The sequence below is a fragment of the Cupriavidus sp. PET2-C1 genome, from assembly GCF_054515855.1.
The window spans coordinates 1,676,276-1,688,267 of the sequence record NZ_CM137260.1 but is presented as its reverse complement, the minus strand read 5'-3'; the positions used below and the strand labels follow the sequence as shown (position 1 = coordinate 1,688,267).

The 11,992-nt window shown below is 69.0% G+C and carries 10 protein-coding genes; 9 read left to right on the top strand and 1 reads right to left on the bottom strand.

Translation table 11 applies throughout. The features are described 5' to 3' along the window. The first annotated feature begins 19 nt into the window (after positions 1-19). The 7 genes from ACX12D_RS27540 to ACX12D_RS27510 all read left to right on the top strand — a co-directional run bounded on the left by ACX12D_RS27540 (position 20) and on the right by ACX12D_RS27510 (position 8,970). The gene (locus ACX12D_RS27540) at positions 20-1,087 is read left to right on the top strand and encodes an ABC transporter ATP-binding protein (protein WP_459374193.1); all 1,068 of its coding nucleotides are present in this window, start codon (positions 20-22) and stop codon (positions 1,085-1,087) included. After that, positions 1,084-2,016: a carbohydrate ABC transporter permease gene (locus ACX12D_RS27535; protein ID WP_459374192.1), complete on the top strand. Its 933-nt coding sequence runs from the start codon at positions 1,084-1,086 to the stop codon at positions 2,014-2,016. Before ACX12D_RS27540 ends, ACX12D_RS27535 begins: the two co-directional genes overlap by 4 nt. A gap of 1 nt (position 2,017) precedes the next feature. After that, the gene (locus tag ACX12D_RS27530; protein WP_459374191.1) at positions 2,018-2,884 is read left to right on the top strand and encodes a carbohydrate ABC transporter permease; all 867 of its coding nucleotides are present in this window, start codon (positions 2,018-2,020) and stop codon (positions 2,882-2,884) included. A gap of 110 nt (positions 2,885-2,994) precedes the next feature. Then, positions 2,995-3,393: a hypothetical protein gene (locus tag ACX12D_RS27525; RefSeq protein ID WP_459374190.1), complete on the top strand. Its 399-nt coding sequence runs from the start codon at positions 2,995-2,997 to the stop codon at positions 3,391-3,393. A gap of 95 nt (positions 3,394-3,488) precedes the next feature. Next, complete coding sequence (locus ACX12D_RS27520; protein WP_459374189.1) at positions 3,489-4,562, top strand: efflux RND transporter periplasmic adaptor subunit; 1,074 nt, start codon at positions 3,489-3,491, stop codon at positions 4,560-4,562. Further along, the gene (locus ACX12D_RS27515) at positions 4,562-7,699 is read left to right on the top strand and encodes an efflux RND transporter permease subunit (protein WP_459374188.1); all 3,138 of its coding nucleotides are present in this window, start codon (positions 4,562-4,564) and stop codon (positions 7,697-7,699) included. The genes ACX12D_RS27520 and ACX12D_RS27515 overlap by 1 nt, the downstream gene beginning before the upstream one ends. Positions 7,700-7,707: 8 nt before the next feature. Further along, positions 7,708-8,970: a TolC family protein gene (locus ACX12D_RS27510; protein ID WP_459374187.1), complete on the top strand. Its 1,263-nt coding sequence runs from the start codon at positions 7,708-7,710 to the stop codon at positions 8,968-8,970. Positions 8,971-9,023: 53 nt separating this feature from the next. Here the strand turns inward: ACX12D_RS27510 and ACX12D_RS27505 are convergent, their stop codons facing one another. Beyond that, positions 9,024-9,701 carry a TetR/AcrR family transcriptional regulator gene (locus tag ACX12D_RS27505; protein ID WP_459374186.1) on the bottom strand — a complete coding sequence of 226 codons (678 nt, stop codon included), beginning with the start codon at positions 9,699-9,701 and terminating at the stop codon, positions 9,024-9,026. Positions 9,702-9,838: 137 nt separating this feature from the next. On the opposite strand from ACX12D_RS27505, the gene ACX12D_RS27500 reads away from it, so the two are divergent. Next, positions 9,839-10,867 (top strand): SDR family oxidoreductase, encoded by a 1,029-nt coding sequence (locus tag ACX12D_RS27500; RefSeq protein ID WP_459374184.1) that lies wholly within the window; start codon positions 9,839-9,841, stop codon positions 10,865-10,867. Positions 10,868-11,044: 177 nt separating this feature from the next. Continuing rightward, positions 11,045-11,902 carry a D-amino acid aminotransferase gene (locus ACX12D_RS27495; RefSeq protein WP_459374183.1) on the top strand — a complete coding sequence of 286 codons (858 nt, stop codon included), beginning with the start codon at positions 11,045-11,047 and terminating at the stop codon, positions 11,900-11,902. Positions 11,903-11,992 lie beyond the last annotated feature (90 nt).

Sequence of the window (11,992 nt, the reverse complement as noted above, 5' to 3'; positions counted from 1 at the left end):
GGGCGTGGGCCGATAAGTCATGGCCACGGTGGAAACCCGCTCGCTCACCAAGCGTTTCGACGGCGCCAACGCGGTCGACGGCATCGACCTGGCCGTGCGCGAAGCTGAGTTCCTGGTGCTGCTGGGCCCGTCCGGCTCGGGCAAGACCACCTTGCTGCGCCTGATTGCCGGGCTGGAAGCACCCACCTCCGGCGATATCCTGGTGGGCGGCCGTGTCGTCACCGGGCTGCCGCCGCGCGCGCACAACATGGCCATGGTGTTCCAGAGCTACGCGCTCTATCCGCACCTGAGCGTGGCCGGCAACATCGCCTTCCCGCTGGAGGCGCAGCGCATGCCGCGCGAGGCGATCGCGCGCAAGGTGAGCTGGGCCGCGGCGCTGTTCGGCATCGGCCACCTGCTGGCGCGCAAGCCGCGCCAGCTCTCCGGCGGCGAGCGCCAGCGGGTAGCGCTGGCGCGCGCGGTGGTGCGCGATCCGGTGGCCTTCCTGCTGGACGAGCCGCTCTCCAATCTCGACGCCAAGCTCAGGACCTCCGCGCGCGAGGAATTGCAGCAGCTTCAGCGGCGCCTGGCGACCACCACGATCTACGTCACGCACGACCAGATCGAGGCGCTGGCGCTAGGCGACCGGGTCGCCATTCTCGACCACGGCCGCGTGCACCAGATTGGCACCCCGCAGCAAGTGTACGAGCAGCCGGCAGATATCTTCGTGGCCACCTTCATCGGCTCGCCGCCGATGAACCTGGTCGACACCGATGGCCTGGTGACGGGCTTCCGGCCGGAGCACTTCCTGCCGCGCGGGGTCTATGGCGGCGATGAAGCGCTGGAACCCTTCCCCTTGCATATCACCCGCATCGAGAATCTCGGTTCCGACCGGCTGGTGTATGGCCTGCTGGAGCCACCGCTGCCGCCGGCCAAGGTTATCTCGCGGATTCCCTGCACCGTCACCGTCGCGCTGGAGACCGGCGCGCGCTACCCGTTCGCGGTGCGGCGTGCCGACCTGAGGCGCTTTGATCCGCGTTCCGGCGCCAGCCTCGGTGTGCCGTCGTCCGTCGCGCCTTCCGTGGCGCCGTCCGTGAGGCCGGCATGAGCACGCGGGCTCCCGCCACGCTCGCGCCACGGGCCGGTGCCTGGCATGCGCTGGAGGGCGAGCGCTGGCTCGGCGCCTTGATGCTGGCGCCGGCACTCATCTATATTGCGCTGCTGCTCGGCCTTCCCTTCTTGCTGTCGATCTACTACAGCCTGTCCGATATCACGGTGGGCACGCGCGCCATGCATTTCGTTGGCCTTGCGAACTTCCAGCGTATCGTGCAGAACCCCACCTTCTGGCGCTCGCTTGGCAATGCGCTGGTGTTCACGCTGGTGTCGCAGGCGCTGGTGGTGGTCCTGGCCAAGATCCTGGCGCTGGCGCTGGTGCGTGATTTTCGCGGCAAATGGCTGGTGCGGCTGCTGATCCTGCTACCGTGGGTGGCGCCGATCTCGCTGGGTTCGATTGGCTGGCTGTGGATCTTCGATCCGGTCTACAGCATCATCAACTGGACGCTGCGCGCGCTTGGCCTGTTCGGCCCGCATACCTGGCCAATCTGGCTGGGCCAGCCGGACCTGGCCATGGCGTCGGTGATCCTGGTGGATGTCTGGCGCCTGCTGCCGCTGGCCACGGTCATTATCCTGGCCGGCCTGCACGGCATCCCGCAGGATATCCACGATGCCGCCGCCATGGACGGCGCTGGCTTCTGGCGCCACCTGTTGCGCATCAATATCCCGCTGGTGATGCCGATCATGCTGGTGGCGCTGCTGTTCGGCATCGTGTTTACGCTCACCGACATGATCATCATCTTCGTGCTGACCCGCGGCGGGCCCTACGACACCACGCAGGTGCTGGCCAGCCTGGCATTTTTCACTGGCATCCAGGGCGGCGACCTGGCCGAGGGCGCGGCGATTTCGCTGTTCCTGTTCCCGCTGCTGGTAGCGGTGGTGGCGCTGCTGCTGACCATCGCCAACCGCGCGGAGGTAGCCTGACATGCGCGCCGATGCCAGCCACTGGAAGCGCCGAGGCGCGCGCTGGGGCGCACGCTTCGGCCATGTCGCCATCCTTGCCGTCTTCGCGGGGTTCTGCGCCTTTCCCTTCTGCTGGATGCTGATCACCACCTTCAAGGATGTCCACGACCTGATCAACACGGCCAACAATCCCTTCCTGTTCAACCAGCCGCCCACCCTGGACAACCTGCGCGTGCTGTTCCTGGAGACACGCTACCTGCGCTGGATCGCCAATACGCTGCTGGTGGGGGCGATGGTGGTGGCCATCACCCTGCTGCTGGCGGTGCCGGCCGGCTACAGCCTGGCCCGGCTGGCAGGCAGCCGCGGGCGGCAGCTGGCGATCGCCATCTTCCTGACCTACCTGATTCCGCCCACCATCCTGTTCATTCCCTTCTCCCGCATCGTCGGCGCGCTCGGCCTGCAGGATTCGCTGTGGTCGCTGGTGCTGGTGTACCCGAGTTTCACCGTGCCTTTCTGCACCTGGCTGATGATGGGGTTTTTCAAGGCGGTGCCGCGCGATATCGAAGAGGCGGCGATGATGGACGGGCTGAGCCGCTTCGGCGCCTTCCTGAAGGTGGTGGTGCCGCTGTCGTCGGCCGGCATCCTGACTGTAGTGATATTCACGCTGACGCTGGTGATGCAGGAGTTCGTCTATGCCCTCACCTTTATCACCAGTTCGTCGCAGTACACCGTCAGTGTTGGCGTGCCGACCTTCCTGGTGCGCGGAGATGTCTATTTCTGGGGCTCCCTGATGGGCGCCTGCCTGGTCGTCAGCGTGCCGGTGGCCGTGCTCTACAACCTGTTCGTTGACCGCTTTGTCGCGGGTTTTACCGTGGGCGCGGTGAAGTGAGCGGGTTTGGCGGTGGCGGGGTCCGCGCTCCCGCTGCGCAGCGCCGCCTCAAACTCCGCTACAATCGCGCCATGTTTCGCGCAGACCGCCCCTCCTTCTTGCGGGGAGCCTTGCTGCTGTTGCTGTTTGCAATGCAGCTCCTCACCCCGCTTCTGCACGGCCATCTCGGAACCCCGAAACTCCATGGCCTGCATGTGCACACGGCGCTCCAAGGTGCGGTTAATTCTTATTCTCCTTCCGCTTCATCCCCGTTGCCCGCGGGTTCCGCCGCGCTGATCGCGGTCGAGCCGCTCGAGGTCGATGTGCAGACCGCCATCGGCCCCATTGCCTTTTCCCTCCACGTGCAGGCCGCCGATGTGCTGATCGGCCTGGTCTTCGCGTTCCTGCTGTTTGCCGCGCGGCCGCTGCCGGTGTTCCGGCGCCTGCCGTGGCGCCAGCGCACGCCGCCCCGATGGCGTGGCAGCGACAGCAGGCCACCCCCCGCGCACGCCCCGCCCTTCGCTTCCTGATTCCCCTGCCGGCCACGCCGGCGGTGCACGCTCGCGCGCCTGATCGAGGCTGATCACGGCGTGCCGGGCGCTTCCATCCTGCTTTGGAGTCAGGCATGTTTTCCCGTCGAGTTGTTTTCGTTGGCGCGCTGGTCGCGTCGACGCTATTCCCCATTGGCATGGCCCGCGCGCAGGTACTGGCGCTGTCCGATGCCCAGGCCCGCGCGCTCGGCGTGCGGTTTGATCCGGTCGCCGGTGCCGCGCAGCTGGAGACCGGCGCCAGCGCTCGCGTGGTGCTGAAGCCCGATGCGCAGTACGTGGTTGCGGCGCCCTATGCCGGCATGGTCTCGCGCGTGCTGGTGTCGATCGGCCAGGCGGTGCGCGCCGGCCAGCCGCTGGCCACCTTTGCCAGCCCGCAACTGTTCGAGGCCGGGCGTGCGCTGTCGGAAGCGCGCTCGCAGGCCAACCTGGCCCGCCTGGCGCTGGCGCGGGACCGCGGCTTGCACGACGACGGCATCATCCCGGGCAGCCGCTGGCAAGCCACGCAGGCACGCGCGGCGGAAGGCGCGGCGATGGTGCGCGCCCGCGAGGCCGAGATGGCTGCCGCCGGCATCGTGTTCGCCGGCGGCTCGGGTGAGCCGCAACTGGTGGCCGGCCGTGCCGGGCTGATTGCCGAGGTCAACGCCGTGCCCGGCACGCGCGTGGAAGGGGCGGCGCCGTTGTTCCGCATCGTGGACCCCACCGCGCTGGAGCTTGATCTGCTGGTCGGCCGCGATGTGCCCGCACCGGCGGGCGGCGAGCGCGTGGAGGTGCGCCAGCGCGGCGCCACCGGCACGGTGGCCGGCGTGGTGCCGGCAAGCGACGGCACCGCCGCCGTGCGCGTGCGCGCGGTGCTGGACAAGCGCGGCAGCCTGCAGGCTGGCGAGAGCGTGAATGTGATCGTGCACTTGCGTAGCACACCCGACGCCACCGGCGCTGGCCGCGTACGGGTGCCGGCCATGGCGCTGACGTATTGGCGCGGCACGCCGGGCGTGTTCGTGGCGACCAAGACCGGCGTGCGCTACCAGACCGTGGTGGTCGAAGCCGTGGACGATGCCGCCGCGACCGTGCGCGGCCCGCTGCCGGCCGGCACGCGCGTGGCGGTGGCCGGCGTGGGCGCGCTCAAGGGCATGCTCGCGGGAGGCCAGTGATGCTGGCCGGCCTGATTGAATTCTCCCTGCGCCAGCGGGCGCTGGTGCTGATTGCCGCCTGCGTGCTGGCTGTGGCCGGCGCGTGGGCTTACCTGAAGCTGCCCATCGATGCCTTTCCGGACATCTCGCCCACCCAGGTCAAGGTCATCCTGAAGATCCCCGGCATGACGCCGGAGGAAGTCGAGCAGCGCGTCTCCACGCCGATCGAGCAGGAGCTGCTGGGCATTCCGCACAAGACCATCGTCCGCTCGGTGTCCAAGTACGGCATCAGCGACGTGACGGTCGATTTCGAGGAAGGCGTGGATAGCTACTGGGCCCGCCAGCAGGTGTCCGAGCGGCTCGCCGGCCTGTTGCGCGACCTGCCGCCCAACGCCATCGGCGGGCTGGCGCCGATCACCACGCCGCTGGGCGAGATGTTCATGTTCACGGTGGAGGGGGATGCCTTCTCGCTGGCCGAGCGGCGCCGCGTGCTGGACTGGGTGCTGCGCCCGGCCTTGCGCACCGTGCCCGGCGTGGCGGATGTCAACGCGCTGGGCGGCGAGGTGCGCAGCTACGAGGTCATCCCCGACCCGGCGCGGCTGCGCGCCCGCGCCGTCACGCTGGAGCAACTGCGCCAGGCGCTCGACGCCAACAACCGCAACGACGGCGCTGGCCGGGTGGAGCAGGGCGACGAGAACTGGGTGGTGCGCGTGGAAGGCGGCGTGCGCGGCGTGGAAGACCTGCGCCAGGTGGCCGTTGCCGCGCCGGGCGGGCGCAACGGCATGCCGCTGGTGACGGTGGGCGATGTGGCCACCGTCAGGCTCGGCGTGGCCACGCGCAACGGCGCGGTCAGCAAGGACGGCCGCGGCGAAGCGGTGCAGGGGCTGGTGCTGGCCCTGCGCGGCGCCGATGCCCGCCAGCTGGTCGCCGACGTGCAGGCCAGGCTGGATGCGCTGGCGCCGCAGCTGCCCAAGGGCATGTCCACGCACGTGTTCTACAACCGGGGTGAACTGGTCACGCGTGCCGCCAATACCGTGGTGCGGGCCCTGATCGAGGCCAGCCTGCTGGTGGTGGTGACGCTGTACCTGTTTCTCGGCGGCCTGCGCGCGGCGCTGGTGGTGGCGGCAACCCTGCCGCTGTCGATGCTGGCGACCTTCCTGCTGATGCGCTACGTGGGGCTGACCGCCAACCTGATGAGCCTGGGCGGCCTGGCGATTGCGCTGGGCATGCTGGTGGACGCGGCGGTGGTGGTGGTGGAGAACATCGAATCCGCGTTGGCGAAGGCGCACGAACGCAAGTCCGACCCATCGTTGCGCGGCGCGGTGATCCGCCATGCCGTGGCCAGCGTGGCGGTGCCGATGCTGGCCGGGGTGTCGATCATCGCGATCGTGTTCCTGCCGCTGCTGTCGCTGCAAGGCCTGGAGGGCAAGCTGTTTGGCCCGGTGGCGCTGACCATCGTGCTGGCGTTGGCGTCGTCGGTGGTGATCGCCTTCACCGTGGTGCCGGCGCTGGCGTCGCTGCTGCTGCGCGCGCATGCGGACGAGACGCCGTACCTGATGCGCAAGGTGGCACGCGGCTTTGCCCGGCTGCAGGACTGGAGCGGCCGGCATCCGCGCGCGGTCTTTGCCTCGGCGGGCGTGGCGCTGGCCCTGGCGGTGGCGCTCTACCTGTCGGTGGGCAAGACCTTCATGCCCACCATGGACGAGGGCGACATGATCGTGCAGCTGCAGAAGGCGCCGTCGGTCTCGCTGGCCACCTCGGTGGACCTGGACCTGCGGGTGCAGCAGGCGCTGCTGGCCGAGGTGCCGGAGATCCGCTCGATCGTGGCGCGCTCCGGCTCGGACGATCTCGGCCTCGATCCGATGGGGCTGAACGAGACCGACACCTTCCTCGTGCTGCAGCCAAAGGACCAGTGGCGCGGCAGCAAGGAAGACATCGCCATCGCCATCCGCCGCGTCATGGAGCGTTTCCCGGGCGTGGTGTATGGCTTCACGCAGCCCATCGAGATGCGCGTCTCGGAGATGCTGACCGGCACGCGCGGCGACGTGGCGATCAAGATGTTCGGCGCTGATCTCGGCGCCATCGACACCGCGGCGCAGGCCATCGCCGCGCGCGTGCGCAAGATCCCCGGCGCGGCCGAAGTGATCGCGCCCAGCAACGAGGGCGTGCAGTACCTCACGCTCGCGCTGGACCGCGCCGCCGTCGGGCGCGCGGGGCTCTCCGGCGATGCGCTGCAAGCGTTGCTGCGCGCGCAGGTGGAGGGCGACCGGATCGGCATCGTGCCAGAGGGCACCGTGCGCACGCCGCTGATCCTGCGTGGCAGCGATAGCCTGCGGCAGACGCCGGAGACATTCACCAGCTTGCAGGTGACGGCGCCGGACGGCACGTCCTGGCCGCTCACCTCCCTGGCACAGGTGCGGCGCGTGGAAGGGCCGGTGCGCATCAACCACGAAGACGGTGAGCGCTTCGCGGTGATCCAGGTCAGCGTGGAAGGACGCGACCTGACCGGCTTCGTGCAGGAGGCGCAAACGGCCGTGGCGGGCCTGTCCCGACTGCCCAAGGGATTGCGCGTGGCCTGGGGGGGGCAGTTCGAGAACCAGCAGCGCGCCGCCGCGCGCCTTGCGCTGGTGGTGCCGCTGGCGCTGGGCGCCATCTTCCTGCTGTTGATGCTGACCTTCCGCTCGATCCGCCAGGCGGCGCTCGTCATCGCCAATATTCCGTTCGCGCTGGTGGGCGGCATCGCCGCGCTGCGGGTGGCGGACGAGTACCTGTCGGTGCCCGCCTCGGTGGGCTTTATCGCGCTCCTGGGCATTGCCGTGCTGAACGGCGTGGTGCTGGTTTCCCATTTCAATACCTTGCTGGAAGAAGGGCGGCCAATGGCCGAAGCGGTGCGCACCGGCGTGCGCGACCGCTTGCGGCCGGTCCTGATGACCGCCTGCATCACGGCGCTGGGGATGATTCCCCTGCTGCTCGCCACCGGGCCCGGCTCAGAGATCCAGCGCCCGCTGGCCATCGTCGTCTCAGGTGGCCTGGTCAGCTCCACCGCACTGACCTTGCTGCTCTTGCCACTGCTGTTCGAGCGCTTTGGCGTGGCGCGGTCGCGCGACGACAAGCAAGCCCGCATGGCACAAGAAGAAGCACAAGGGGAAGCACGATGAGAGGCGCAATGAGCAAGATGGCAGCCGCGGCTGTCATGATCGCGGCCGCTGGGATGTCGGGCGTCGCCCGGGCGCAAGCAGCCATGCCGGCTGAAGCCGGCGTGCTGCCGCTTGAGTCCGCCGTGCGCGACGCCGTTGGCCAGTCGCCGGACGTGCAGCTGGCCGAGGCCCGCCGCGATGCGGTGCTGGCCCGAGCGGATGGCATCCGTGCCGGCACCGCCGAGGCGGTGGTGCGGGCCATCGGGCAGCGCCGCCAGGTGCGCGAGCCGTCCGACCGGTTTGCCGAAGGGCAACTGGCGCTGGAGCGCCCGCTGCGGCTATGGGGCAAGGCCGACGCCGATGGCGAACTGGCAGATGCCACGGCGCAGTCAGGCCAGCTCGCCGTGATGGATGCACGCCATGAAGTCTCGCGGCAGATCCTGTCGCTGTGGTTCGGGGCACTGCGCGCGCAGCAGGCGCGGCTGGCGGCGCAGGGCAACGACAGCCTGGCGGGCGAGCTGGCGGCCGTCACCGCGCGCCGGGTGCAGGCCGGCGATGCGGCACCCATGGACCATGAGCTTCTGCTGGCCGAGCGCGCCCGCACCGCCGCCACGCTGGCCAGCGCGCGCGCGGCGGAGGCGGCGGCGCTAGCCGAGCTGCGGGTGCGCTTCCCGGGCCTGGGCGTGCCCGGCGGCCTGCCGGCGGACGTGCGCCTGCAGGCGTTGCCGGACGACCCCGCCGATGCGCTGCGCAGCCGCTATGTGGAGGACAGCCACGAGTTTCGCCTCGCCCAGTCGCAGGAGACGCAAGCCCAGCGGCAGGCCCGGCGCACTGACCTGGAGCGCAAACCGGACCCGACCGTGGGCGTGTTCTTCACGGTGGAGCGCGGCGGCGCGGAGCGGATTGCCGGCGTGAGCATCAGCATGCCGCTTGGCTCCGCGCACCGGCGTTCGGCGGCGGTGGCGGCAGCGGCCGACGCGCAGGCGGCCGCCCGCAGCCGGGTGGCGGTGGAGCGCAGGATCGGCGCCGAGTTCGAGGTGCTGTACCGCGGCCTGGAAGGCAAGCGCGCCGCAGCCGTGGCGCAGGCCGAAGCGCTCGCGCTACAGCGCCGCGCCGCGGCACGCACCGGCCGGGCCTACAAGGCGGGGGAAACCGGCCTGAGCGAACTGCTGATGGTCCGGCGTACCTTGGCCGATACCATGCTGGCCGAACGCGTGGCCCTGGTCGATGCGCTGGAGGCCGATAGCCGGCTGCGCCTGGACCTGCACCGGATGTGGGACTTTGACGATTGAGTGAGTCGCTGCCCGGGTGCGGTGCGCCCGGGCAGCGGGCGTCCGGCTAAGGGCTACCGGCTTGCGCGGCCGCCACGCTTTGCCGGATGACTGGCATCGGCCGCTTCGCCAGCCACCTGCGCGCTCGCCAGCAGGCCGCGCAGGAACAGCATCAGCATCCGGCCCGTCGGGTCGGCGCTCGTCGTGCCCCGTTGCAGCGCGAGGCCATGGGCGAGCGCCATGAAACCCGCGGCCAGCTCTTCCGGCTTGGCTGGCGGCACGCGGCCCAGATGGCGGAACAGGCGCTCGATCAAGCCGCCGAGTTCGCCGCGATGCGTCTCGCAGACCGCGCGGTAGACGCTGGCAAACGACGGGCTGCGATTGGCATGCATCTGCAGCTCGATCGATAGCATGGCCCAGTCGGCATCCGCATGGAGCGCCGCGGCCCAGGCATCCAGGCCCGCGAGCACCTCTGCGCCGGCGTGCTCCGCCGTGTCGAACACCGCTGCCAGCTGCTTTGCCTCGGCCTCCATATGGCCGCGCAGCAGATCGAGCAGAAGCGCCTCCTTGTCCGGGAAGTTCGAATAGAACGCCCCCTGCGAGTACCCCGCCTCCTCCGCGATATCCCGGATCGACGTGCCGCCGAAGCCACGCTGCATAAACAAGCTGCGCGCGGCCTCAAGCAGGCGCTCGCGGGTCTGCGCCTGGCTTTGCTCGCGGCTCAGGCGCTTGCGCGGGGTGGGTTGCTTCATGGGTGTGGTACTGGGCGTGGCATTGGGCATGGCGAGAGGGATTGCCGTATCGATTGCATTTGGGATTTCAACTGTTATCATAACGGATATCAATTGATATCTGAATTTCATATGACCTTCGAGATAAAGGCCTGTCCATGAACTTGCAAACCGCTTTCGTGACCGGTGCCACCGGTCTGCTCGGCAACAATCTGGTCCGCGAACTGCGGGGCCGCGGTGTCGCGGTCAAGGCGCTGGTGCGTTCGGCGGAAAAGGCCAGGCAGCAATTCGGCGATCTCGCGGGTGTGGAGTTCGTGGTTGGCGACATGGCCGATGTCGAGGCGTTCGCCCCGGCCCTGCACGGCTGCGATGTGGTGTTCCATACCGCCGCGTTCTTCCGCGACAACTACAAGGGTGGCAGTCACTGGGAAACGCTCAGGCGCATCAATGTCGACGGCACGGCCGCCCTGATCGCGCAAGCCCATGCGGCGGGCGTGCGCCGCTTCGTGCAGACTTCGTCCATCGCCGTGCTCAACGGCGCGCCGGGTTCGGTGATCGATGAAACGCATGTGCGCGATCCCGCCGACGCCGATGACTACTATCGCAGCAAGATCCTGGGCGACCGCGCCGTCCTGGCTTTCCTCGAGAGTGCCCCCGAGATGCATGCCACGTTCGTGCTGCCCGGCTGGATGTGGGGGCCGGGCGATATCGGGCCGACGTCAGCCGGACAAGTCGCGCTCGATACGGCAATGCGCCGCTTGCCGGGCCTGGTTCCAGGGAGCTTTTCCGTGGTCGACGCCCGCGATGTCGCACAGGCCCATATCGCCGCGGCGCAGCGCGGGCGGCGTGGCGAGCGCTATCTCGCGGCGGGCCGGCATATGACCATGCGTGAGCTGATTCCGCTGATCGGGCATACCGCGGGGGTGGCAACGCCCAAGCGTGCGCTGCCCGTGCCGTTGTTGTTTGCGCTGGCCTGCGTGCAGGAGATCTACGCGCGGATCAGCGGCAAGCCGATCCTGCTGAGCCTTGCAACCGTGCGGCTGATGGTGAAGGAAGCGGACCGGACACGCTTTAGCCATGCCAAAAGCGAGGGCGAGCTAGGCTTGGGCTTCCGGCCCGTGGATCACACGGTTCGCGATGTCATTGCCTGGTATCGGGCGCACGGATGGCTGCCGGCCCCGGCGTGACGGCTGGGGGCGCAAGCTGAACGCCATGGCTGCGGGGCCGGGCGGCGCAGCAGGCCAAGGTCATGCCGATTTTGCATAGGCTGCCCCCGCGCCTTGTGAAAGAATGCATGCATTCTTCCAGTGCGCACCCGTACTGCAACCCAGGCCCCGGCGCCCGCCAGCCTTACCCTACCCACCATGAACGAAGAAATCGTCTATCTCAACGGCGAGCTCACGCCCTTGTCCGAAGCCCGCGTCCCCGTGCTGGATCGCGGCTTTATCTTTGGCGATGGCGTGTATGAAGTGGTCCCTATCTATGCCGGCAAGCCGTTCCGCCTGCAGCAGCACCTGGCGCGGCTGGCGCGCAGCCTGGACACCATCAGCATCCCCAACCCGCACACCGATGCGCAGTGGATGGCGCTGATCGACCGCGTGGTGCAGGCCAACGGCCTCGCCGACCAGATGGTGTACATCCAGGTCACGCGCGGCGTGGCGCGGCGCACCCATGCCTTCCCGAAGACGGTGACGCCGACGGTGCTCATCATGACCAACCCGATGTCGCTGCCCTCGGCGGCCATGCGCGAGAAGGGCGTGGCCTGCGTGACAGCGCAGGACAAGCGCTGGCTGCACTGCCAGGTGAAATCCACCTCGCTGCTGGGCAATGTGCTGGCGGCGCAGAACGCGGTGGAGAACGACGCCACCGAGACCATCCAGTTTCGCGATGGGATGTTGACCGAGGCCTCCGCGTCCAACGTCTGGGTGGTCAGCAAGGGCCGGGTCTCGGCGCCGCCGAAGGACAACCTGATCCTGGAAGGGATCCGCTACGGCTGGATGGAGGAGCTGTGCGCGGCGCTGGATATCTCGCTGGAAGCGCGCCGCATTTCGCAGGACGAGGTGATGGGCGCGGATGAGGTGCTGCTGACCTCGGCCAGCAAGGAGATCCTGCCGGTGGTGACCATCGACGGCAAGACCATCGGCGACGGCGCGCCCGGCCCGGTGTTCAAGAAGTTGTACGCCGCATACCAGGAAGCCAAAGCGGCCACGCAGGCGGCGTGATCAACGCCTAAGCGCGCGGCGCGGCTATTCGGCGCGAGCCGGCTACCGCCGCAGCGCGCTGCGTGACGACAAGCGGCCATATGTTATGGC